Origin of the sequence: Micromonospora sp. NPDC005215, from assembly GCF_040607915.1 — a bacterium.
In the GTDB taxonomy this organism is placed as follows: Bacteria; Actinomycetota; Actinomycetes; order Mycobacteriales; family Micromonosporaceae; genus Micromonospora.
Genome location: NZ_JBEXHQ010000003.1, coordinates 178,909 through 202,735, shown reverse-complemented (window position 1 = coordinate 202,735; position 23,827 = coordinate 178,909). Strand labels below are relative to the sequence as shown.

Here is a 23,827-nt window from a genome sequence, read left to right as displayed (position 1 = left end):
TGCACACCCTGCCTCCGCCATCGCCTTCCACCAAGGACCGGCCCACCCCTCCTCTCCTTACCGACCGGGTTCGATCCGACGACCCGCCCGCGTCCCGGTCGTCTGCGGCGGCGGAGGTCCCAGCGGGCCCGCGTACCCTGAATGGTCGGTGACCTGCCGCCTCGAAGGGGAGACGATGACCAAGCAGCCCGGCCGCGTCCCGGCCGCGGAGTCGCACGAGCCGGCGGCCGACGAGGCGAGCCCCAGCAGCCGGCCGCTGCCCGCGCCCGGCGCGGCGGTGCTCGCCCTGCTGGCCCTCGGCTGGCTGGCCGCCATGCTCTGGTCCACCCGGGAGGCCATCACCTCGGCGGCGGCCGGGGTGACAGCGATCAGCCTCTCCGCGTTCGCTCTGCCCGGCGTGATCTCGGCCGCGCTGGTCTGCGGGGCGGCCGTCGCGCTGGCCGGCGGCAACCTGCTGGCCCGCCGGTACGGCGACTGGGCCACCCTGCGCTTCGCCGGGGCGATCGGCGGCGGAATGCTGGTCGGGCTGGCGGCCGCGCTGGCCATCAACCTCACCTACTTCGACACCTCGACCACCAACGTGATCGCCGGCACCACCGCGGCAGCGGCGATCATCGGTGGCGCGGTGGCCGCCGCGCGGACCGCCCCGGCAGTCGGTGCGGTGGTGACCGCCGCACTGGGCACGCTGGCCTTCGTTGTCGCGTTCAGCCAGGCCCGGGACCCGCTGTTCGACCTCTTCGGCGCCGGCGACAGCCAACAGTCGGTGGTCGACGCGGCCAAGTGGGTGTCGCGCACCGAGTCGCTCGTCGCGGGGTTGCTCGCCGGGCTGCTCGCCTTCGGCTATCTGACCTGGGCGCACCGCCGGATGGCTCGCCGCGATCCTGCCGCTCCGGCGCTGCGCTGGCCGGCGTACCTGCTCGCCGGTGCTGGGCCGGGACTGCTCCTGCTGCTCGCCGAGGTGATCATCCGGGTCGGTGGCCGGTCGCTGCTCGATCTGGCCAGCGCACTCAGCGAGGCGGACGCGGTGGCACAGACCTCGCTGGGCACCTCGCGGGTGGACAACGGGATCTGGGTGCTCTTCGTGGGGGCGCTGACCACGCTTGTCGCGTTCGGCCGCACGCTCGGCCCGGCCCACACCGACGACGAACCGGCCGACAACCCGGACGCCGTCGCGGACCAGGTCGACCCGGAGGACGACGAGCCGGACCCGGCCGAGGCGTTCGAACCGGACGCGGCCAGGGCGGATCCGGCCCGCTGACGGCCGTCGTTGGCACGACGGCCGGTGTTCCGGCGGTCGACTCAGCTGGCCGCGTGTAGCAGCAGGTCCAGCTCCGTCACGTCGTACCACTCCAGTTCGTGGTCCTCCGCGCCATCAACTGTGAACTGGGCATCGGGATCGCCGGCAGCAGCCTCGGCCACCACCTCGGCCGCCGCGGCAACCTCCTCGACCGCGTCCGCGCTGTCCACGTGCAGGGACGCGACGGCACCCACCGGCACGGCCTCGGCCAACGTCACAGTGCTGGAACCCAACTCACCGTCGCCCCGCCCGAGCGCGCTGGCCGGCAGGTCGACCGAGACGACGACGCGGCGGCGGGGAGCGGTCGGGTCGGCCCGGAGCAGGTGCAGCGCCTCCTGGGCGGCCCTGGTGAACGCGACGTACTCCAACTCCTCCTCGTCACCTTCGGCGTACCACTCGCGCAGCGCCGGGGTCACCGCGTGCGCCTGGTCGGCGGCCAGCCCTTCCGCGCGCAGTCGGGCCAACATCGGTACGGTCGCCGGCACGTACACCCGGACAAGCTCATCGGTCACCGGTCGTCTCCCCCGCTTCGTCCTCCACCGGCGTCCGCCGGCACGGGCGCAGATCATGCCGCACGCCGTGACCGTCATACACCCCGACTCCGGCCGGTGGAAGTTCCCGCCCGGCGTGTCCCGTGCGGTCGGACCTGCCGGCGGAGCGGCCAGTGCTGGGCGGCCTGGGCCGTCGATGGCAAACTGAGCCAAACGACATCAACCCCGGGAGTTTCTGTGGAGCCAAGGTTCCTGCTGCTCTCCGACGTCGCCACTGAGCTGAACGTGTCGGACTCGCAGGTCTACCACATGGTGCGCAGCGGTGAACTGCCGGCGATCAAGATCGGTGGACGCGGCCAGTGGCGGGTCGAGCGCGCGCGCCTGGAAGAGTACATAACCCGTAAATACCATGAAACCGCTGACTGGGTGCAGAGCAACCCACTTGTCGACCGCGACCCGGAGTAGCCACCGCCTCACCACGCGCAGTGATGAGTTGAGCCCCCGAGCCATTGACCGACGCCGGTCTATCGTCCAAACTCGATGACACCGGAGGCAAACGAAGGCAAACGCAAGATCAAGGGGGCACGATGAGCGAGGCGCGACCCGGACCTTCCCGGCCATCGGTGCGACTGCGCCCCGTCCCGCCCGTCGACCCGCCATACGCCGACGAGATCGACGGGTCGTACTGGCCGGTGCCGACCCACGGTCAGCTCGCCCTCGACCTGTTCGCCTCGACCCGCCCAGACCCCGTCCGGCCACCACAACGCCGGGCCGCCCTCCGCGCCGTGCCCAGCCGGTCAACCACCCACCCGGTCACACCGGCGCCGCCAACGACCGCCCCGGAAGCCACCCGAGCCGCCCATCGGTTCGTCGGCAGTTGCCTTGAAGTGATCAACGGCTACCGTTCGCCGGCGCAGGTGCGGGCACTGCTCGACCCTGCCCGAGCAGGTGACCTGCTGACCGAGTTGGTCCGCGCGGGTGAGTTGCTGACCGGGTTGGTCCGCGCGTCCGGGCGGGCGGGGCCACCTCGCCGCCGAGCCGGCCGGCCACTGGTCCGGTTGCTCCGCATGCGTGTCTGCGAGCCCCGGGAGGCAGCGGTGGAGGCAGCAGCTGTCCTCGCCGGTGCGGGCGGTAGGAGTTGGGCGATGGCACTCCGGCTGGAGCATCGCCGGGGTCGCTGGCTCTGCACCGCCCTGCACGTCCTCTGACCGCGGACGGCTGGAGACGCCGAACGGGTCCCGGCCTGGTCGGCCGGGACCCGTTGGTCAGGTGCTGTCGTGTCGGTCAGTTGCCGCCGTTGGGGGCGCCGTGGCAGCGCTTGTACTTACGGCCCGAGCCACACGGGCACGGCGCGTTGCGGGACGGGCCGTTGCTCGCCTCGGCCTGGTTCGCTGCCGGCCGACGGGAGGCGGCCGACGGAACCGCGGGGCCGCGTAGCCCGGCGGACGGGCGTTGCGGGGCGGACGGAGCGGTCCGGCCCGGTGCCGCCGGAGCGCCCGGGGCCGGGCGGCCCACACCAAGCGCCGGAGCCTGCTGCTCGGCCTGCTCGATGACGGGAGCGCCAGGGCTGGCCTCGCCGTCGATTGTGGGAGCCGAGTATTGCAGGCCCTGCCGCCGCGGTGCCTGGTTGAGGCCCTTGGCCCGGATCTCCACCGGCTTGTCGAGCAGCGTGACCTCTTCCGAGCCCGCGTCCGCCTCCGGTTCGGTCACCTGGACGTCCATGTTGTAGAGGAAGCCGACCGTCTCCTCCTTGATGCCCTCCATCATGGTGGCGAACATGTCGAAGCCCTCGCGCTGGTATTCCACCACCGGGTCGCGCTGGGCGTACGCCCGAAGGTTGATGCCCTCCTGGAGGTAGTCCATCTCGTAGAGGTGCTCGCGCCACTTGCGGTCGATGACCTGGAGCAGCACCATCCGCTCGAGCTGACGCACGCCCTCGGTGCCGAGCTCCTCCTCACGCCGGTCGTACGCGGCGTTGGCGTCGTCCTTGAGGCGGGCGACCAGGAAGTCGCCGTCCATGCCGGCCCGCGAGCCGCCGGCCTCCTCCTCCAACTCCTCGATCGTCACGCCGACCGGGTAGAGCTGCTTCAGGCTGGACCAGAGCTGCTCAAGGTCCCAGTCCTCGCCGTAGCCGTCGGAGGTGGCCCCCCGCACGTACGCCTCGACGGTGTCGTCGATCATGTTGCGGACCTGCTCGGAGAGGTCCTCACCGTTGAGCACCCGGAGCCGCTCGGCGTAGACGACCTGGCGCTGCTTGTTGAGCACCTCGTCGTACTTCAGCACGTTTTTCCGGATCTCGGCGTTCTGGCCCTCGATCTGGGCCTGGGCGCTCTTGATCTGCTTGCTGACCATCTTCGACTCGATGGGCACGTCCTCCGGGATGTTGAAGCGCTCCATCACCGCCTCGACCGCCCCGGCCCGGAACCGCCGCATCAGCTCGTCCTGGAGGGACAGGTAGAAACGGGACTCGCCCGGGTCACCCTGCCGGCCGGCGCGACCGCGCAGCTGGTTGTCGATCCGCCGGGACTCGTGCCGCTCGGTGCCCAGCACGTAGAGGCCACCGGCGGCGGCGACCTCGTCCGCCTCGGCGTCGCAGGCCTGCTTCCACGTGGGCAGGACCTCCTCCATCGCCTTGGCGTACTCCTCCTCGTTCTCCAGCGGGTCGAGCCCGCGCTGGCGCAGCTCGTTCGCGGCGAGGAACTCGGGGTTGCCGCCGAGCAGGATGTCGGTGCCGCGGCCGGCCATGTTGGTGGCCACGGTGACCCCGCCCTTACGCCCGGCCTGGGCGATGATCTCGGCCTCCCGGGCGTGGAACTTGGCGTTCAGCACGTTGTGCGGGATGCCCCGTCGGCGCAGCAGCTGGGAGAGGATCTCGGAGTTTTCCACCGAGACGGTGCCGACCAGCACCGGCTGGCCCAGCTGGTGCCGCTCGGCGATGTCCTCGATGACGGCGTTGAACTTGGCCTTCTCGGTCTTGTAGATGACGTCCGGCCGGTCCTCGCGGACCATCGGGCGGTGGGTCGGGATCGTCACGACGCCGACCTTGTAGACCTTGTTGAACTCGCTCGCCTCGGTCTGCGCCGTACCGGTCATCCCGGACAGCTTCTCGTAGAGGCGGAAGTAGTTCTGCAGGGTGATGGTGGCAAGAGTCTGGTTCTCCTGCTTGATCTCCACCCCCTCCTTGGCCTCGATCGCCTGGTGCATGCCCTCGTTGTAGCGGCGGCCGTGCAGGATGCGACCGGTGAACTCGTCGACGATCAGGACCTCACCGTCGCTGACGATGTAGTCCTTGTCGCGCTTGTAGAGCTCCTTGGCCTTGATGGCGTTGTTGAGGTAGCCGACCAGCGGAGTGTTTACCGACTCGTACAGGTTGTCGATGCCGAGCCGGTCCTCGACCTTGGCGACACCCCGCTCCGTCACCGCGATGGTGCGCTTGGAGTAGTCGACCTCGTAGTCGCCCTCGCCGTCGGTGCCGGGCTGGAGCCGGGCCACCACCCCGGCGAACTCGCCGTACCAGCGGGCCGAGTGCTCGGCCGGGCCGGAGATGATCAGCGGGGTGCGGGCCTCGTCGATCAGGATGGAGTCGACCTCGTCGACCACTGCGAAGTTGTGGCCGCGCTGCACCAGCTCGTCCTTCGACCAGGCCATGTTGTCGCGCAGGTAGTCGAAGCCGAACTCGTTGTTGGTGCCGTAGGTGATGTCGCACTCGTAGGCGGCCTTGTGCTCGGTGGCCGGCCGGTTGGGCAGCACCACGCCGACGGTCAGCCCGAGGAACTCGTGCACCCGACCCATCCACGCCGCGTCACGCTGGGCGAGGTAGTCGTTGACCGTGATCACGTGCACGCCCTTGCCGGACAGCGCGTTGAGGTAGACGGCCATGACCGAGGTCAGCGTCTTGCCCTCACCGGTCTTCATCTCGGCGATGTTGCCGAAGTGCAGCGCCGCGCCGCCCATCACCTGGACGTCGTACGGGCGCTGGCCGAGCACCCGGGCAGCCGCCTCGCGGGCCACCCCGAACGCCTCCGGCAGCAGGTCGTCGAGGGTCTCCCCATCGGCGAGCCGCTCCCGGAACTGTTCGGTCATGCCGGCCAGTTCCTCGTCGGTGAGGTTGACGTAGTCGTCCTCGATCGAGGTGACGGCGGCGGCGATGGCCTTGAGCCGGCGCACCATGCGGCCCTCGCCCGCGTTAAGGACCTTTTCCAGAATCGACACGGATCAACGCTCCCCTAGACAGTCTCGAACCATCGTAGGCGCTCCATCGGCGCAATGGTCACTGGTGGCGGTGGTCGACCCCGCCGAACCCGACATAATTCGCGTCCTGCGCACCCCTCGAACGTTATCCGGTTACGCCGTCGGCGAACGTTACGGCACGATGCACGGGTGGAGCCCGTGGAGATCATCGAGGACGGCGTGCTGCTGCGGCCCTGGCGCGCCACCGACGCCGACGCCGTACACCAGGCCTGCCAGGACCCGGACATCCAGCGCTGGACCACCGTGCCACGCCCTTATCTTCCCGAACACGCCCTCGGCTTCGTCACCGAGATGAGCGGATCGGCCTGGGCGGCGGGCACCGGGGCGCCGTTCGCGGTCTGCGATTCGGCGACCGGTGAACTGCTCGGCTCGTGCGGGTTGATCTCCATCGACCGGGACGGCACCGGTGAGGTCGGTTACTGGACCGCCCCCTGGGCGCGCGGCCGGGGCGTGATGGTCCGGGCCACCCGGGCGGTGGCCCGCTGGTCCTTCGACACCCTCGGGCTGCGCCGGCTGATCTGGCAGGCCGAGGTGGGCAACCACGCCTCCCGACTGGTCGCCCTCCGGGCCGGTTTCCGGATCGACGGCCGGCTGCGGCTGGCCAACCCGGCGACGCGGTCCGCCGCGGACGGCTGGATCGGCTCGTTGCTCCCCGGCGAGGTGCCCGCGCCCGGGGAGACCGGGCCGGCCGGTCCCGGCACCCTCGCCGCCCGGCGCGCCGCGGTCTTCGGCCGCCCGCAGCCCGTCCTGTTCGCGACCGCCGGCGCCGGCGAGCTGCGCCTGCGACCCATGGAGGAGCAGGACCTGGATGCCGTGGCGCAGACCTGCCGGGACCCGGAGACCATCCGCTGGACGACCGTGCCGGACCCGTACGAGCAGGCCGACGCGCAGGAGTACCAGGTCTACAGCCAGGACGCCTGGGCGCGGGGGCAGTCCGCCTGCTTCGTTGTCGCCGACCCGGACGACCGGTACGTGGGCACGCTCGACCTGCGGCTCTCCCCCACCGACGCGCTGCTGGGCGACGTGGGCTTCATGACCGCCCCGGCGGCCCGGGGCCGGGGATACCTGCCGGCCGCGCTTGTCGCGCTCTGCACCTGGGGCTGCGCCACGTTGGGCCTGGCCCGGATCGAGTGGAAGGCGAACGTGGGCAACACCGCCTCCCGCCGGGTGGCGGAGAAGGCGGGCTTCACGTTCGAGGGGACCGCCCGCGGCGGCGTGCAGCACCGGGGCGAGCGGGTCGACGCGTGGGTGGCCGCGCTGCTCGCCAAGGACCTGACGTGAGCCTGGGGCAGGTCATCGAGGCGCACGGGGTGCGCCTACGGCCGTTCCGCACCGAGGACACCGCTGACGTTGTCGACGGCTTGGCCGACCCGGTCAGCCAACGGTTCATGACGGGCCTGCCAGCGCCGTACACCGAGGCCGACGCCCGCTGGTGGATCGACGCGGGCGCCCCGGCGGCCTGGACCGGCGGCGGCGCGGCGTACGCCGTCGCGGACCCGGCAACGGACCGGCTGCTCGGCACTGTGGGGTTGTCCAATCCGGTGCCCGCACGGGGGCAGGCCGAGATCGGTTACTGGGTGCGGCCGGCGGCCCGCGGACGAGGCGTGGCCACCGCGGCGACCCGCGCGCTCGGTGAGCACGCGTTCGCCTCCGGGACGGCTCGACTGGAGCTGCTCACCGACGCGGAGAACGGCCCGAGCCAGCGGGTCGCGCTGGCCGCCGGCTTCCGCTACGAGGGTTCGCGCCGGTTGGCCGGTTCGGGCCGCGACGGGGGTCGGTACGACCTGCTGGCCTGGGTACGCCTCGCCGACGACCCGCCCGGCCCGGCCGCCCGACTGCTTCCCGACCTGCCCGACGGGGTGCTCACCGACCAGGTGGTGAGTCTGCGCCGGCTCGCGCCGGACGACGCCGACCTGATGTACCGGCTGCACAGCCGACCCGAGGTGGTGGCGAACCAGGCGCCGCCCGTGCCGCCGACGCGGGAGGCGATCGGGCGACGGTGCCGTCTCGCGGAGAGCGGCTGGCTGACCGGTGCGATCGCCCGACTGCTGATCACGGATGTGGCCAGCGGGGAGCCGGTGGGCAGCTGCGGGCTGTCGTACACCGACGTGGCGGCCGCCGAGGCGTCGGTCGGCTACGCGTTGCTGCCCGACTGGCGCGGCCGGGGGTACGCGACCCGGGCGGTCCGACTGCTTGCGGACTGGGCGTTCGGGCCGGCGGGAATCGCCCGGCTGACCGCCGGCACGGTGCCGGACAACACCGCGTCGCACCGCGTGTTGGAGCGGGTCGGGTTCCGGCGCGAGGCTGTGCAGCGCGGCCGGCTGCCCGGGTTGGCCGGCGCCCGCCTGGACGACCTGACCTTCGCGTTACTTGCTGGCGAACAGCGCTGACGTCGCCAACTCCAGCCGTGGATCACGGGGTTGTGCTGGGCTCACCCGCCACAACCCCGCGATCGCGGGTCGGCTCGTGGTCAGGTGGCGAGGGAGATGATGCCGTAGTCGTACGCGTGGCGGCGGTAGACGACGCTCGGGCGGCCGGACTCCTTGTCCTGGAACAGGTAGAAGTCGTGGCCGACCAGTTCCATCTCGAACAGCGCGTCGTCGATCGTCATCGGCTCCGCCGGGTGCACCTTCTCCCGGGCGATGTGCCACGGCTGGTCGTCGTACTCCTCCTCGACCCGCTCCGCGACGGCGGTGCCGGCGCGGGCGCCGTCAGCCGGCGCGCTCAGGGCGGGGGCCACCAGGTCCGCGACCGGCAGGCCCGCGGTGGCTTCGGCGACGGAGATCGGTGTCTGCCGACCCCGGTGTACGCGGCGGCGGTCGGCAGCGCGGCGTAGCCGGGTGTCGAGCTTCGCGATGGCCGCGTCGAGCGCGCTGTAGAAGTCGTTCGTGCAGGCCTCGGCCCGCATCACCGGGCCCCGGGAAACGCAGGTGATCTCCACCCGCTGGCAGTGCTCGGCCTGGCGCGGATTGCGCTCGTGAAACAGCTCGACATCGACACGAATCAGTTTGTGGTCGTAGCGTTCGATCTTTGCGAGTTTCTCGGCTACGTGTACCCGGTAATGGTCCGGCACTTCGACGTTTCGGCCCTTGACCACGATGTCCACGTGACCTCCCTTGTTCGGACGGTCTTCGATCCGGCAACCCGGTCGCGCGCCGTGGGGGGACCCGCTGGCGTCGACCGGTTGGTACGGCTACGCCTCCTCTCACCGCCGAGGGTGGGTGGAACGACCTCCTACCCCCGACAGCGAAACGCTAACTCCTGTTTGCCCGGCAGTCACCCCAAGTTGCCGAGACAGCCCAGGATTTTTCGCAGCTCATACACCAATGGGTGAAACGGAAACACAGTCGGTTACGAGAGGTGTCTTTTCTGGGTCGCCGCGAGCACCGCGGCGACACTCGGCACCCATCCGGTCGCACTCAGCACCCTGGTCGCGGCGGCCAGGGTCACGCCGGTGGTGACGATGTCGTCAAGCAGCACCACGACCGGCGCCGCGCCGGCGGCACGACCCCGACCCGCCGTGGCGCGCGGTCGGAAGGCGGCCTCGGCCGCCGCCGCGCGCCCGGCGCTGTCCAGGCTGACCGAGTCGGGCCGGGGCAGCGCCCGCAGCGGACGGTGCACCCGCGCCGTCCAGCCGCCCTGGTTGAGCCGGGCCGCGCAGTGCCGGGCCAACCGGTCCAGGTGGTCCCCGTACCGGGACCGGGCCGCCGCCGCCGTGTCCGGGACCGGGACCAGCGCCACGGGACGAGCCGCACCGACCGCCGCCGCGACAACCTCGGCGAGCAGCGCGCCGAGCGGGCGGGCCAGACCGTGCCGGCCGTGTTCCTTGTACGCCAGCAGGGCCTCGCGCAGCGGGCCGGCGTAGGGGCCGAGGGCGACGCAGGGCGGCAGGCCCGGTGGCGCGGGCGTCGGAGTGACCGACAGTGGGCGTAGCGCGCCCAGCGCCGCCACGCAGGCCGGGCAGACCCCGTGCCGCAGGCCGGGGCGGCGCTCCCGACAACCCGCGCAGTTGGCGGGCAACACCAGGTCGGCGAGGTCCGCCCAGAGGCCGGTCACCACGTCACCCGGTCAGTAGAGAAAGAACGGCGCCGACGGGTTGCTCGGGCGGACACCGGTCGGGACCGGGGGGATGTCCCGTACGCGGCCCGGCTCGATCCGTTCGAAGGGGCTGCTGCGGTAGGCGACCCCGTTCGCCTCGTACATGTAGGCCCCGCTGGGCACCCGTACGGTGCGATTGGTCGGGTACGCGGTCAGATGGTTGACCTTGGCACCGAGGTCGGTTCGCAGCGGCGTCTCCAGCGCGCCGTCGACGCTGATCTCGTAGATCGCCGGCTGACCGACGGACCCCGCCACCACGAGTTGGTCCTCGCTGCCCCAGTCGACAGCGGTGAGGGCGGTCAGTGAGGTGGCCACCTGTCGGGGTGGGCCGATGGAGACGCCGCCGCCGTCCGGGTTCACCGCTGCGACGTAGAGCCGGCCGCCGGCGATCAGCGCGACCCGCTGGCCGTCCAGCGCGGCAGCCACCGCTGTGACGTTGGCGGGCAGGTTGAGGGGCACCTGATACATCCGCGCGGACTCGTCGAAGCGGTACAGCTGCCCGTCGGCGACGACCAGGCCACGGCCGGGGCGTGCGTCGACAGTACGCAACCAGACCGGACGGCTCATCGAGGAGTATTCGGACGTGCTGCGGTTGAGGGCGGAGACCGGTGCGGCGCCCGTGCCCACCGCGAGGCGGTGCCGGTCGTCGCTGCTGCCGGTGACGACCATCGCGGCGAGGACCCGCTGCTCCTTGGCCACCGCCAGGTCGGCGGAGACGATGGTGCGGTTGACCTCGGGTGCCAGCGGCACGGTGCCGCTGAGTTCGCTGCCGAAGTCGAGCGGATGGATGGCGCCCTCGTACAGGCCGAACCGCTGCGGGCTCTCGGCGTTCGGGTAGAGCTGGTGGGAGTTCCGTCGCTCGCTCAGGTCCTGCACGGGCAGCGAGTTGTTGCGGATCCGCAACTCCAGCTCACCGGGCAGGTCCCCCAGCGACCAGGCGATCTGTGTGATCAACTGGTCGATCCCGGTCTGGTCGTCGCCGGACATGTCCAGGTTGACCTCCCACCGGCCGTTGCCACCGGTGGCGTTGTTGATCAGCTCGGTGCGGTCGGGCAGCCCGACGACACCCGGGCGCAACCAGTCGGAGGGGCCGCCGACCAGCCACTTCACCACCTCGTTGACCCGGCGCTCATCCGGCACCGCGAGCGGCCGGTAGCGCTGGTCGGGCACGAGGCGGGTGCGGTCCGAACTCCAGAAGTAGATCGACTCGTCCTGGTAGTAGCGACGAAGGGCGACGTCGCTGAGCAGCAGCACGTTCGGCGGATCGACAATGTACAACCCGGCACGCTCGTCGTTGAGGCCGCTGTTGAACGCCGCGCTGCGGATCCCGAACTCGTACTCTGTCTCGGTCGCCACCGGCGGCGCCAGGGTGCCGTTGGCCCGTAGCACGCCGATCTGCTGCACGGTGATCTTCACCGTGGTGGTCGAGTCGCTGTTGAGGGTGTAGACCGCCTCCCGCAGCCGGACCACGTTCAGCGCGACCTCGCTGCCCTTCTTGTCCTGTAGGCGGGACTTGTTCTCCGGGGCGATGAACGCCTTGACCCGCTCGTACGCCCGATCCGGCTCGCCGGCGGCGGCGGACAGGAAGTTGCGGACGAACGCCTCGTTGACGCTGCCGCTGGCCGGACGCGTCGGCGGCTCATTAGCGGGACCGTTGACCACGCCGGCCTCCGTCGCGGCCCCGCCCTTGCCGTCCACCCGCACGTCGGACGCCGCCGGGATGCCGCAGCCACCGCCCAGCAGCACCACCACGCCGAGCGCCGCGACCAGAGTCGGCCGTCTCATGAGCGCACCTCCGCCCGCTGTCCGTCCCCGGTCGGCGCCGGGTCGATCGCCAGTGCCCCGCCGGTGCCGGGCCCGATGGCCAGCGGACCACCGTCGCGGGGGCCGCCGAACGGCAGCGCGGCGTCGGCCGGCACCAGTCGCAGCGGCGAGGTGGTCAGCCGGTCACCGGCACGGGCCGGCAGCGTGAGCCGGAACTGCGCGCCCTGGCCGGGAGCACCCCACGCCTCAAGCCAGCCGCCGTGCAGCCGGGCGTCCTCCAGGCTGATCGACAGGCCGAGCCCGGTGCCCCCGGTCTGCCGAGCCCGGGACGGGTCCGCCCGCCAGAACCGGTTGAACACCAACTTCTCCTCGCCCACCTTGAGCCCCACACCACGGTCGCGGACGGTGATCGCCACGGCTGTCTCGTCCACCCCGAGGGTGATCAGCACCGGCCGGGCCTCGCCGTGTTCGACGGCGTTGCCGACCAGGTTGCGCAACACCCGTTCGACCCGGCGCGGGTCGACCTCGGCGATCACCGGCGTGCCCGGCAGGTCGAGTTCGATGGGTACGCCCACCCGCTCGGCCAGGCCGGCCAGCCGGTCGACCACCCGGTGCACCACCGGCACCAGGTCGGTCGGCTCGGAGTCCAGCATGGCGAAGCCCGCGTCGAAGCGGCTGATCTCCAGCAGGTCGGTGAGCAACTCCTCGAAGCGGTCCAGTTCGGCCTGGAGCAGCTCGGCGCTGCGGGCCACCGCCGGGTCGAACTCGTCGCGCTCGGCGAAGATCAGGTCAGCGGCCATCCGCACCGTGGTCAGCGGGGTACGCAGCTCGTGCGAGACGTCGGAGGTGAACCGGCGCTGCAGTCGGGACATCTCCTCCAGGCGCAGGATCTGCCGTTGCAGGTTGGTGGCCATCTGGTTGAAGGAGGCGGCGAGCAGGGCGAGGTCGTCCTCGCCGTTGACCACCATCCGCTGGTCGAGCAGGCCGGCGGAGAGTCGCTGGGCGGTCCGTGCGGCGACCCGGACCGGGTTGACGACCAACCGGGTGACAAGCGCCGCGAGCAGCCCGAGCAGGATCACCAGGGCGACCCCGGTGGCCACGACGGTGGCTCGGGCGTCGGCGGCGGTGACGTCCTGCCGGGTCAACGGCACCAGGTAGTAGAGCTCGATCTGGCCGAAGCGGGTGGGCACCGGCGAGCCGTAGACCAGGTATTTCGTGGACTCGCCGGTGAGCCGCCCGGTGCGGATCTGGCTGGCCACCTTGCCGTCGGCGATCGTGGCCCGCAGCTCCGGGCTGATCAGCGACTGGACGTTCGCCGATGGCGCGGTCCGGGTCTGGATGTCGTTCTGGTAGCCGTCGGCCGTGATCGCCACCACCACCCCGCTGGTCTGCTGGGGGTCACCGCCGGCCAGGTAGTTGACAGTGCCGTCGATGGTCTCCTGGAGCTGCGCCTCCTGCGGCTGACCGTAGAGGGAGACCTGCTTGGCCGCGTAGCTGGCGCCGCTGATCACCCGCTGTCGGACGTCGCTGCGGGCGTTGTCGAGCAGGATGGTGGTGATCTTGTCGGCGATCAGGAACGCGAACCCGCCGACCAACAGGCTGGACGCGACAAGCGTGATGGTCACGACCCGGACCTGTAGTGAGCGGCGCCAGGTCTGGTGCACCCGGGCCACCACACGGGCGACCCAGCCGCTCACCGCGCGCCAGATCTCCCCACCGGCGCCGGGCCGGCGGGCAGACGTGCTCGGGGAGTGCGGGGGCGGCGAGGTCGACACAGTGCGACCAGGCTATCCGGTCCCCGCCTTGTATCCCACGCCCCGCACGGTGAGGATGATTTCCGGTCGCTCCGGGTCCGGCTCGATCTTGGCGCGCAACCGCTGGACGTGCACGTTGACCAGGCGGGTGTCGGCCGCGTGCCGGTAGCCCCAGACCTGCTCCAGCAGCACCTCGCGGGTGAAGACCTGACGCGGCTTGCGGGCGAGCGCGACAAGCAGGTCGAACTCCAGCGGAGTCAGCTTCACCTCCTCGTCGTTGCGGCTGACGGTGTGCGCGGGCACGTCGATGGTGATCTGGTTGTCGGGTGGCCCGATGGTCAGCATCTCGGGGGCCACGTCCTCGCCCCGGCGCAGGCGGGCCCGCATCCGGGCGACCAGCTCCTTGGGCTTGAACGGCTTGACCACGTAGTCGTCGGCGCCCGACTCGAGGCCGAGCACGACGTCCACGGTGTCGCTCTTGGCGGTCAGCATGACGATCGGCACGCCGGACTCCGCCCGGATCGACCGGGCGACGTCGATACCGCTCATACCAGGCAGCATCAGGTCGAGCAGCACGATATCGGGACGGCTGTCACGAAAGGCGGCCAACGCCCGCTCGCCGTCCGCCACAAACGAGGGCTGGAAGCCCTCGCTGCGCAGCACGATGCCGAGCATCTCGGCGAGCGCGGGGTCGTCGTCGACCACCAGTACGCGGGCTCTCATGGGATTAATATTGCATCCTCATTCAGTTCGGTGGGACCGGCGTCCGCCGGTAACGCAGGGTGCCGCCGAAGAAGCGCTCATCGCAACCCGCGGCGGCGGCGCCACGTGCTGCGGTGTCTGGCGCACGGAGGAGCCTCCGGCCCAGGCTGTCACCATGATCCCCCTTCGACGCCGCCACGCGCCACCGCAGCCTGGGCCGGTCCCGCTGTCGCCAACCGGACCCGGATCAGCCGAAGAGCGCGCGCCCCCAGTGGTCCCCGCCGTCGCGTACCCCGGGAGGGCAGGCGAACACGCCGCTGGAGACGTGCCGCAGGTATTCGTTCATCACGTCGTGCCGCGCCAACTGGGTCTGGATCGGCACGAACTGGCGGCGCGGATCGCGCTGGTAGGCGATGAAGAAGAGGCCCGCGTCGAGCCGGCCGAGGCCGTCCGAGCCGTCGACGAAGTTGTAGCCCCGGCGCAGCAGTTGGGCGCCGTTGTTCCGGCTCGGGTGGGCCAGCGTCACGTGCGCGTGCTCGGCGATCACCGGCTTGCCGTCCGCGCCGCGCGCGGCGAAGTCCGGCTCGTCGAACTCCTCGGTCCGACCGAGGGGGGCGCCGCTGCCCTTGGTCCGGCCGACGATCTCCTCCTGCTCGGCCAGGGAGGTCCGGTCCCAGGTCTCCACCAGCATCCGGATCTTGCGGGTGACCAGGTACGAGCCGCCCGTCATCCAGTCCGGCCCGTCACCCGGCTGCACCCACAACTGGTCGCGCAGCAACTCGGTGTCCTCGGCCTTGAGGTTGGCCGTGCCGTCCTTGAACCCGAACAGGTTGCGGGCGGTGGCCTGGTCACGGGAGGTCGACGAGGTACGCCCGAAGCCGAGCTGCGACCAGCGGACGCTCACCACGCCCATGCCGAGCCGGGCCAGGTTGCGGATCGCGTGCACCGCGACCTGCGGATCGTTGGCGCACGCCTGCACGCAGAGGTCACCACCGGAGAGCTGCGGTTGCAGGGCGTCGCCGGGAAACTTCGGCAGCTCGGCCAGGGCGGCGGGCCGCCGGTCGGCGATGCCGAAGCGGTCCCGGCCGTCGGCGTCGCGGAACAACGTCGGCCCGAAGCCGATCGTCAGGGTGAGCTGCGACGGGGGCAGGCCGAGCGCCTCGCCGGTGTCGTCCGGTGGGGCCTCCGGCATTCCGCCCACCGCGCCGAGGATCCCGGCGTCCCGTCCCGCGGTCATCCGGGCGGCGGCAGCTGACCACTCCTCGAGCAGCTCGACCAGCCGGGCCCGGTCCTTGGTGATCACGTCGAAGGCGACGAAGTGCAGCCGGTCCTGCGCCGGGGTGACGATGCCGGCCTGGTGCTCACCGTGGAACGGCACCGCCCCGGCCGGGTGGTCGCTCGCCGCGGCCGGGCCACGGGAGCCGTTGACCAACGCCGTGGCACCGACCGACATGCCGGCGACCCCGGCCACCCCGGCGCCGGCGAGCGTGATCGCCCGCCGCCGGGTCAACCTGCTCCCGCTCATCACTCCCCCTGACGTCCGGTCACTTCGCGACGGCTGCGGCGACCTTGCTGATCGGCTCGGCGAGCGCGTTGATCCCGTCGGAGAGATCCTTGAGCTCGGCCTTGCTCAGCGCGGTGTGCAGCTTCCACCCGTCGCCGTCGCGGTGCTTGCCGAGCAACGCCTCGACGTTGGCGAACTCCGTGTCCAACTGCGTGACCAGCTCCGGCGAGCGCTGTTGCAGCGCGGGGCGCAGAGCGGACACGGCGGCCTTGGAACCTTCGAGGTTGGCGGCGAAGTCCCACAGGTCGGTGTGCGAGTAGCGGTCCTCCTCGCCGGTGATCTTGCCGCTGGCCACCTCGTCGAGCAGTTCCTTGGCACCGTTGGCGAGCTGGAGCGGGGAGAGCTTCTCGGCGTTGGCCTTGGCCACGATCTCCTTGACGTCCACCAGCAGGCGGTCGGCGATCGGGCCGTCCTTGCTGATGTCGCCCGACTGCCAGAGGTCCTTCTCGATCCGGTGGAAGCCGGTGAACTCCATCCCCTCCTCGATGACCTCCTCGCGGCCATCGATCTTGGGGTCGAGGTCGCCGAAGATCTCGGCCACCGGCTCGATGCGCTCCCAGTAGGTGCGGGCGACCGGGTAGAGCGTCTTGGACTTCGCCACGTCGCCGGCCTTGACCGCGGTGACGAACTCCTCGGTCTTGTCCAGCAGCGCGTCGGTCTGGCTCTTGACGTAGCGCTGGTAGTTCTCGGCCGCGCCGGCCAGTGCGGCGTCGGCGGTGAGCGGCTGCGCCGACCCGCTGACCTTGAGCGCGCCCCGGATGCCCTTGCCGCTCATCCCGGGCTTGCAGGCCGTCTGGTAGGTGCCGGCCGGCAACTCCACGTGCAGCTCACGGCTCAGTCCCGGGGCGATGTTCTCCACCTCGCCCATGACGCGGTCGCCGTCGGCGTACACGTAGAACTCGGTCACCTTCGCACCGGAATTGGTGATCTTGAAGGTGGCGGTGCCGGCACCCAGGTCCGTGGTGCCGACCTCGCAGGCGGTGTCCGTCGCCTTGACCGCGATCGGGCCGCCGGCCGCGGCCGGGTCGTCCTTGTCGGCACCGGAGCAGGCGGTCACACCGGCCGTCGCCAGCACGCCGGCGGCGGCCAGCGCGAAAAATCGGGTGGTACGCATCTGAGCTGTCTCTCCTCGTGGGGTCAGGCACGCTGCGGCGTGGCTGCCGCCTCGGCCTCGGCCTCGGTGCCGGTGTCGGCTCCGCGCTCGGTGACTGTGGTTTTCGCGGCGGGTGCCGGCTTGCGGCGGGCCGGCCGCAGGAAGAGCAGAAGGACCGGCACCGCGTACCCGATCCAGGCGATCGTTTCCAGCACGGAGGGCGCTGGCGTCACGTTGAACATGCCGGCGAGCACTGCCGCGTACCAGGTGGTCGGGTCGAGCGCGCCGGTGATGTCGAAGGCCAGGTCGTTCAGGCCGGGCAGGACACCGGCCTCCTGGAAGTCGTGGACGCCGTACTTGAGGATGCCGGCGGCGACCAGGATCAGCAGCGCGCCGGTCCAGGTGAAGAACTTGCTGAGGTTGATCCGCAGGGCGCTGGCGTAGAGCAGCGCACCGAGCGCCACGGCGGTGACGATGCCACCGATCAACGCGAGCAGTGGCCCGCTGTCGCCCGCCGCACCCTGGGCGGCCGAGTAGAAGATCAGCGCGGTTTCCAGGCCCTCCCGGATCACCGCGAGAAAGGCCATACCGGCGACCGCGAACGAGCCGACGGCAAGCGCCTCGGTCAACTTCCCCCGAAGCTCGCCGGCGATGGTCCGGGCCGCCCGACGCATCCAGAAGATCATCCAGGTGACGAAGACCACGGCGGCGACCGAGGTGATCGCCTCGAACAACTCCCGGTCCTCGTAGCGGGAGAACAGCGAGGTCGACGTGTACTCGATCAGCCAGCCGAAGAGCACCGACAGCACCACGGCCAGGCCGACGCCCGCCCAGACCTGCGGCAGCCGGTCCTGGCGCTGCGACTTCACCAGGAAGGCGACCAGGATGCTGACCACCAGGGTGGCTTCCAAGCCCTCCCGCAGGCCGATCAGGTAGGTGGCGAACATCCGGACTCCGAGTTCATTAGGTACGCCTCAACTAACTTAGGGCAGGCATACCTTGCTCCCTGCTCAGGAGCCTCGTCAAGTTGTTCACGACAAGCTCACTCGACCCCGCACCCAAGGCTCGGCCGACCGGCGACGGGACGCCACCGTTCGACTCTGGAAGGATGCCCGCCGTGAAGGGATTCCTGCCGTGGCTGGCGGTGCTGGCCCTGGTCCTGCTGCTCAGCGCGCTACGCCTGCGGGCGCTGGCCACCGTCGTGTCGCTCGGCTGGCTGGTCTGGTGCGTCTGGACGTGGTTCCGCCCCACCCGCCGCGACTCCCGTTCGGGCTGATCCCGCCGGCTCCGGGCGGGAACGACGAACCGGGCCGGCTGCGAACAGCCGACCCGGTCGGTGAAGAGCGTCGATCAGTAGCGGTAGTGATCCGGCTTGAACGGACCCTCGGTGGAGACACCCAGGTACGCGGCCTGCTCCTTGGTCAGCGTGCTCAGCTTGGCGCCGAGCGCGCCCAGGTGCAGCCGGGCCACCTTCTCGTCCAGGTGCTTGGGCAGCACGTAGACGCCGATCGGGTATTCCTCGGTCTTGGTGAACAGCTCGATCTGGGCGATCGTCTGGTTGGCGAACGAGTTCGACATCACGAAGCTCGGGTGCCCGGTCGCGTTGCCCAGGTTCAGCAGGCGACCCTCGGACAGCACGATGATGGCGTGCCCGTCGGCGAAGCGCCACAGGTCGACCTGCGGCTTGATGTTGACCCGCTCGACGTCGGAACGCTTGGCCAGACCGGCCATGTCGATCTCGTTGTCGAAGTGGCCGATGTTGCCGACGATGGCCTGGTGCTTCATCCGGGCCATGTGCTCGTTGGTGATGACGTCGAAGCAACCGGTGGCGGTGATGAAGATGTCCGCCTGCTCGACAACGTCGTCCAGGGTGGCGACCTGGTAGCCGTCCATCGCCGCCTGCAACGCGCAGATCGGGTCCACCTCGGTCACCACGACCCGGGCGCCCTGGCCGCGCAGCGACTCGGCGCACCCCTTGCCCACGTCGCCGTAGCCCATCACCACTGCCATCTTGCCGCCGATCAGCACGTCGGTGGCGCGGTTGATGCCGTCGATCAGCGAGTGCCGGCAACCGTACTTGTTGTCGAACTTGCTCTTGGTCACCGAGTCGTTGACGTTGATGGCCGGGAAGAGCAGGGTGCCCGCACGGTGCATCTCGTAGAGCCGGTGCACGCCGGTGGTGGTCTCCTCGGTCACGCCCTTGATGCCGGCGGAGATCCGGGTCCAACGCTGGCCGTCCTCGGCGAGCGAGCGGTGTAGCACCTCGAGGATGACCGCGTACTCCTCGGAGTCGGCGGACTCGACCGGCGGCACCGCCCCGACCTTCTCGAACTCGGCACCCCTGTGTACGAGCAGGGTGGCGTCGCCACCGTCGTCGAGGATCATGTTGGGGCCCTGCCCGTCCGGCCAGGCGAGCACCTGCTCGGTGCACCACCAGTATTCCGGGAGGGTCTCGCCCTTCCACGCGTACACCGGGACGCCGGCGGGGGCCTCGGCGGTGCCGTTCGGGCCGACGACGGTCGCCGCGGCGGCGTGGTCCTGGGTGGAGAAGATGTTGCAGGACGCCCAGCGCACCTGTGCGCCGAGGGCGACCAGCGTCTCGATCAGGACGGCGGTCTGGATGGTCATGTGCAGCGAGCCGGTGATCCGCGCACCGGCCAGCGGCTGCGCCTCGGCGAACTCGCGGCGAATCGCCATCAGGCCGGGCATCTCGTGCTCGGCGAGCTGGATCTCCTTACGCCCGAACTCGGCGAGCGACAGATCCGCCACCTTGAAGTCGCCTTCGGCGAGGGTGCTTGGCCGGGCCTCGGACGGCGTACCGCTGGGGGACGCCGGGAGGGTGCTGGTCATGAAAGCTCCTGTCGAACGATGTCTGCGCCGACCTTCCACCTTACGCGCGCCGTCGACTGGTGTCGGGGACGGTCCGCAGACAGCGCACGGGGCGGTCGGTGATGAACGGACTTTCCCGCCCACGTACCGCCCGCCCCGTGCATCCCCCCGGTTTGGTTCCCCGCACGTTCTCGGACCGTCGTCGCGATAACGCTGCGTACTCATAGAGTCACACTCGGACAACTTGCCGTCAAGCTATTCCGGAAAAGTCGGACTTGTGTCGTCGCTGGCGCTGACGGGTCACCGCAATCCGGAGGTCGCCACGTACGCCTCGCCGTCGCCGCTGATCCGCAGCGGCTCGCCGGCAGCGGTGCCGATCGCCGCCTCGCCGGACGCCAGCGTCACCGCACCGGCGCCGTCGTCCACGGTGACCGCGCCACCGGCGCAGAGCACCACCCGGGGACCGGGCAACCGCAGCACGACCGAGGGCACCGCCGCGCCCACCCGCACCCGGTGCAGCGCGAAGTCGTCCACCGGCACGGGCCACCAGTCCACGCCCGGCCCGACCGGCAGCGCGGCCCGCACCGGCTCGTCGAGCACCTCGAAGCGAAGCACCCGCAGCAACTCGTCGACGTCCACCCGTTTCGGGGTCAGCCCACCCCGCAGCACGTTGTCGCTGGCCGCCATGATCTCCACACCGCAGCCGCTCAGGTAGGCGTGCAGGTTGCCGGCGGGCATCCAGATCCCCTCCCCCGGCACCAGCCGCACGTGGTGCAGCAGCAACGCCACAAGCACGCCCGGATCCGCCGGGTACGCCTCGGCCAGCCGGCGGGCCAACTCCGCGTCCGGGCCGTCGACCGAGGCCGCCAGAACGGAACCCAGCAACCCGTCGCGCTCGGCGACCGGCCAGCCGAGCAGCGTCCGCACCGCCGTACGCAGCCCTGCCGGCCCGGCCCGCAACGCGGCGACCACCGGCGTCAACTCCGGTACGCCGAACGCGGCGACCGCCTCGGCCGACTCCGCCGGATCCCGGAAACCGCACAGTGCCTCGAACGGGGTGAGCGCGACAAGCAACTCCGGTTTGTGGTTCGGGTCGGAATAGTTGCGCCGCCCCTCGGGAAGCCCCGCCTCCGCCGCGTAGCCCGCCCGCGCCTGTTCCGCGTCCGGGTGTGCCTGCAGGCTCAGCGGAGCGTCGGCCGCGAGCACCTTGAGCAGGAACGGCAGCCGGCTGCCGAACCGCTCGGACACCCGCTGGCCGAGCCACTGCCCCGGCTCGTCCCGCACCAGGTCGCAGAGGCTCACCCGCTGGCCGGCACGGTCGACGCTGGCCGGAGCGCCCGGGTGGGCACCCAACCACAGCTCCGCCTCCGGGCCCGCGCTGGGCGCCACCCGGCCCTGTAGGAGGGCGAGGGCTGAGCGGGAGCCCCAGGCGTAGTCGCGGATCGGTCCGTAGAGTGGCTCCACAGGTCAGCCCCCGGGCCGCCCGGCAGCCTCGCCCGACGCGTCCTGCGGCACGGCGGTGTCGGCCGCCGCGCCGGTGCCAGCCTCGGCGGCGGCGACGCTGTAGACGTCCGGCTCCAGGTAGATCACCCGGGCGACCGGCACCGCGGCGCGGATCCGCGCCTCCACGGCGTTGATGCCGCGCGCCAGGTCGTGAGCGCTCTCCCACGCCGGCACGGCGATCTTCGCGGCCACCATCAGCTCTTCCGGCCCCAGGTAGAGCGTCTTCATGTGGATGATCCGCTCCACCTCGGGGCCGCCGGTGACGGCCCGCTCGATGACGGCCAGGTCGGACGCCTCGGCGCCCTCACCGAGCAGCAGGCTCTTCGTCTCGATGGCCAGCACGATCGCGATGACCACCAGCAACACACCGATCATGGCGGTGCCGGCGGCGTCCCACTCGCCGTCGCCGGTCATCAGCGTCATGGTGACGCCGAACAGCGCGAACACCAGACCGACAAGCGCGCCGAAGTCCTCCAGCAGCACCACCGGCAGCTCGGGCGCCTTGGCCCGGCGGATGAAGCGCACCCAGGACTGGTTGCCGCGGATGTGGTTGGACTCCTTGATGGCGGTCCGGAAGGAGAACGACTCCATGACGATCGCCGCCAGCAACACGACGATCGGCACCCACTGCCACTCGGTGATCCCATGGGGGTCGGACCACTTGTGGTACGCCTCGTACAGGGCGAACAGGCCACCGATACTGAACAGCACGATCGACACGATGAACGCGTAGATGTAGCGCTCCCGGCCGTACCCGAACGGGTGTTCCGGGGTGGCCGCCCGCTTCGCCCGCTTGCCGCCGAGCAGCAGCAGACCCTGGTTGCCGGAGTCGGCGACCGAGTGGATCGCCTCCGCCAGCATCGACGACGACCCGGTCAGCAGGAAGGCGACGAACTTCGTGATGGCGATGCCGACGTTGGCCAGCAGGGCGGCGACAATCGCCTTCGTCCCACCGTTCGCGCTCACGCCACCACTCCGCTGCGCGTCGTCGCGGCGTGGGACGCCACGCTGCGGAGCCAACCGGTTCGCTCGTTGCGCCGAACGAAGCTGCTCGGTCCGCGCATGCCGCGCCACCCCCTACGGTCGTTCACTGGTTCGACAGCTCCTTCATCTCGGTGATGGCCGGAACGGCCATCGGGTCCAGCCCATGGGCCAGGGCAAGGTAGATCGAGGCGAAATCCGGGACCGCGATCAGCGAGGCCAACCGCTCCAGCGCGGAGCCACCCTCGGCGGTCACCACGTCACACCGCACGCCACGACGCTCGGCGAGGGTCTGCACCGCGTCCGCGCGGCGCTCCTCGACAGCGAGGGGCTCATCGGTGTCGTCCTCGGCGTTGAGCCCGCCGTCGCGCAGCAGCACGAGCCGCAGCCGGGTGCCTTCGCCGTCGTCCTCCGCCGGATCGGCGAAGAGGTCCCGCTCGCCCTCGGCCAGGCCACCGAAGACGCCGTCGAGCAGCCCGACCCGGCCCCGGCCGGCCTCACCGAGCGCTCCGGTGACCACCGGGTAGCGGGAGTTGGCCGACAGGGTGTCGCCGAACCGGCGGGCGGCCACGGTGGCCAGCGGAGACGAGCCCCAGACGATCGGGATCGAGCCGGCCAGGCCCAGGGCCAGTGACTTCGCCGGGTTGACGAAGGACTCCGCCGCGGAGCGGCAGCGGTCCGCGTCGGCGTCGAGCCGGGCCGCGGTCTCCGCCAGATCCGCCTCGTTGACCTTCACGAGCCCGAGCGAACGGGCCGCGAGCAGGACCGGCACGGTGAGCGCCCAGAGGCTGGCTCGGGCCGGGGCACGCCGGGGCACCGGAATGAACGGCGCCCGGGCCTGCTCGGCGATCGACTGCAACTGCGAGTCGGGGGCACCAACGGCGACCAGCCGGGCGCCGCGCCGGTGGGCCGCCTCGGCGGCACCGAGTGCCTCCGGGCTACGACCGGACGCGCTCACCGCGATCACCACGTCCGCCGCGCCCACCCAACCGGGTACGCCCGTGCTGCGGTGCCCGATGATCGGGACCGGGCAGCGCGGCCCGGCGACCGTGGCCAGCACATCCCCGGTACGCCCCGCGGTGCCGATGCCGGCGATCACGACCGCTCGGGGACGCCCGTCGTCGGCGAGGACCGCCAGGTTCGCCTCGGCGGCCAGGGCCGCGCTCTCGCGAACCTGCGCACCGGCCGACGCCGTGTGCCGGAGCATGCCGCCCGGGTCGTGCTCGGCCAGCGCCTCCGGGTTGTCGAGCAGGGCCTCGTCGGCGTCGCGACGACCGCTGACCCCGGCCGTACCGTCGATCATGAGGACTGCCCCGGGCCACCGCGCGCCTCGTCGAGCAGCAGCACCGGCACATCGTCGCGGACCTCGAAGATCCGGCCACACTCCGTGCAGGTCAACGTCTGCGCCTCGGCATCGTAGGTGAGCGGGGCGTGGTGCGTGTCCGGACAGGCGAGAATCTCGAGCAACTGCGGATCCAGGGCCATGGCACGGCTCCTTCC

General features: G+C 71.2%; 21 protein-coding genes. 6 read left to right on the top strand and 15 right to left on the bottom strand.

Translation table 11 applies throughout. The features are described 5' to 3' along the window. Positions 1-175 precede the first annotated feature (175 nt). Complete coding sequence (locus ABZU25_RS04470; protein WP_355027910.1) at positions 176-1,258, top strand: hypothetical protein; 1,083 nt, start codon at positions 176-178, stop codon at positions 1,256-1,258. Between the two features lie 41 nt (positions 1,259-1,299). Here ABZU25_RS04470 and ABZU25_RS04465 read toward each other — a convergent pair whose 3' ends face one another. Further along, complete coding sequence (locus ABZU25_RS04465) at positions 1,300-1,809, bottom strand: hypothetical protein (protein WP_355027909.1); 510 nt, start codon at positions 1,807-1,809, stop codon at positions 1,300-1,302. 216 nt (positions 1,810-2,025) lie between these two features. Between ABZU25_RS04465 and ABZU25_RS04460 the strand changes: the two genes are divergently transcribed. Next, positions 2,026-2,253 (top strand): helix-turn-helix domain-containing protein, encoded by a 228-nt coding sequence (locus ABZU25_RS04460; protein WP_354817911.1) that lies wholly within the window; start codon positions 2,026-2,028, stop codon positions 2,251-2,253. Between the two features lie 122 nt (positions 2,254-2,375). Next, positions 2,376-2,996 (top strand): Rv3235 family protein, encoded by a 621-nt coding sequence (locus ABZU25_RS04455; protein WP_355027908.1) that lies wholly within the window; start codon positions 2,376-2,378, stop codon positions 2,994-2,996. 76 nt (positions 2,997-3,072) lie between these two features. Here the strand turns inward: ABZU25_RS04455 and secA are convergent, their stop codons facing one another. Further along, positions 3,073-6,000 (bottom strand): preprotein translocase subunit SecA, encoded by a 2,928-nt coding sequence (secA, locus tag ABZU25_RS04450; RefSeq protein WP_355027907.1) that lies wholly within the window; start codon positions 5,998-6,000, stop codon positions 3,073-3,075. A 168-nt stretch (positions 6,001-6,168) separates the two neighbouring features. On the opposite strand from secA, the gene ABZU25_RS04445 reads away from it, so the two are divergent. After that, entirely contained in the window at positions 6,169-7,320 is a 1,152-nt protein-coding gene (locus ABZU25_RS04445) for a GNAT family N-acetyltransferase (RefSeq protein WP_355027906.1), read from the top strand. Further along, positions 7,317-8,429, top strand: a complete 1,113-nt coding sequence (locus tag ABZU25_RS04440; RefSeq protein WP_355027905.1) for a GNAT family N-acetyltransferase — start codon at positions 7,317-7,319, stop codon at positions 8,427-8,429. Before ABZU25_RS04445 ends, ABZU25_RS04440 begins: the two co-directional genes overlap by 4 nt. An 80-nt stretch (positions 8,430-8,509) precedes the next feature. Here ABZU25_RS04440 and raiA read toward each other — a convergent pair whose 3' ends face one another. The 8 genes from raiA to efeU form a co-directional block, all read right to left on the bottom strand. Further along, positions 8,510-9,145, bottom strand: coding sequence for a ribosome-associated translation inhibitor RaiA (gene raiA / locus ABZU25_RS04435; RefSeq protein WP_355027904.1), 636 nt, complete (start codon positions 9,143-9,145; stop codon positions 8,510-8,512). 245 nt (positions 9,146-9,390) lie between these two features. Continuing rightward, complete coding sequence (locus ABZU25_RS04430) at positions 9,391-10,095, bottom strand: ComF family protein (RefSeq protein ID WP_355027903.1); 705 nt, start codon at positions 10,093-10,095, stop codon at positions 9,391-9,393. Positions 10,096-10,107: 12 nt separating this feature from the next. Next, complete coding sequence (locus ABZU25_RS04425) at positions 10,108-11,922, bottom strand: LpqB family beta-propeller domain-containing protein (RefSeq protein WP_355027902.1); 1,815 nt, start codon at positions 11,920-11,922, stop codon at positions 10,108-10,110. Next, positions 11,919-13,676, bottom strand: coding sequence for an MtrAB system histidine kinase MtrB (gene mtrB, locus ABZU25_RS04420; protein WP_355027901.1), 1,758 nt, complete (start codon positions 13,674-13,676; stop codon positions 11,919-11,921). The genes ABZU25_RS04425 and mtrB overlap by 4 nt, the downstream gene beginning before the upstream one ends. A 12-nt stretch (positions 13,677-13,688) precedes the next feature. Continuing rightward, the gene (gene mtrA, locus ABZU25_RS04415; protein ID WP_110564421.1) at positions 13,689-14,378 is read right to left on the bottom strand and encodes an MtrAB system response regulator MtrA; all 690 of its coding nucleotides are present in this window, start codon (positions 14,376-14,378) and stop codon (positions 13,689-13,691) included. Between the two features lie 226 nt (positions 14,379-14,604). Then, entirely contained in the window at positions 14,605-15,882 is a 1,278-nt protein-coding gene (gene efeB, locus ABZU25_RS04410) for an iron uptake transporter deferrochelatase/peroxidase subunit (protein WP_355027900.1), read from the bottom strand. A gap of 19 nt (positions 15,883-15,901) precedes the next feature. Then, entirely contained in the window at positions 15,902-17,035 is a 1,134-nt protein-coding gene (efeO, locus tag ABZU25_RS04405; protein ID WP_355027899.1) for an iron uptake system protein EfeO, read from the bottom strand. A gap of 23 nt (positions 17,036-17,058) precedes the next feature. Continuing rightward, on the bottom strand, positions 17,059-17,961 hold the full coding sequence (gene efeU, locus ABZU25_RS04400) for an iron uptake transporter permease EfeU (protein ID WP_355027898.1): 903 nt from the start codon (positions 17,959-17,961) through the stop codon (positions 17,059-17,061). Positions 17,962-18,131: 170 nt separating this feature from the next. On the opposite strand from efeU, the gene ABZU25_RS04395 reads away from it, so the two are divergent. After that, complete coding sequence (locus ABZU25_RS04395; protein WP_355027897.1) at positions 18,132-18,290, top strand: hypothetical protein; 159 nt, start codon at positions 18,132-18,134, stop codon at positions 18,288-18,290. 74 nt (positions 18,291-18,364) lie between these two features. Here the strand turns inward: ABZU25_RS04395 and ahcY are convergent, their stop codons facing one another. From ahcY to ABZU25_RS04370, 5 genes are all read right to left on the bottom strand, one after another. Further along, positions 18,365-19,864, bottom strand: a complete 1,500-nt coding sequence (ahcY, locus tag ABZU25_RS04390) for an adenosylhomocysteinase (RefSeq protein ID WP_355027896.1) — start codon at positions 19,862-19,864, stop codon at positions 18,365-18,367. Positions 19,865-20,143: 279 nt separating this feature from the next. Beyond that, complete coding sequence (manA, locus tag ABZU25_RS04385; RefSeq protein ID WP_355027895.1) at positions 20,144-21,307, bottom strand: mannose-6-phosphate isomerase, class I; 1,164 nt, start codon at positions 21,305-21,307, stop codon at positions 20,144-20,146. A 3-nt stretch (positions 21,308-21,310) separates the two neighbouring features. Beyond that, positions 21,311-22,312, bottom strand: coding sequence for a cation diffusion facilitator family transporter (locus ABZU25_RS04380; protein WP_355027894.1), 1,002 nt, complete (start codon positions 22,310-22,312; stop codon positions 21,311-21,313). Positions 22,313-22,433: 121 nt separating this feature from the next. Beyond that, on the bottom strand, positions 22,434-23,630 hold the full coding sequence (locus tag ABZU25_RS04375) for an SIS domain-containing protein (RefSeq protein WP_355027893.1): 1,197 nt from the start codon (positions 23,628-23,630) through the stop codon (positions 22,434-22,436). Further along, positions 23,627-23,812, bottom strand: a complete 186-nt coding sequence (locus ABZU25_RS04370) for a Trm112 family protein (RefSeq protein WP_091394023.1) — start codon at positions 23,810-23,812, stop codon at positions 23,627-23,629. The genes ABZU25_RS04375 and ABZU25_RS04370 overlap by 4 nt, the downstream gene beginning before the upstream one ends. Between the last annotated feature and the right edge of the window lie 15 nt (positions 23,813-23,827).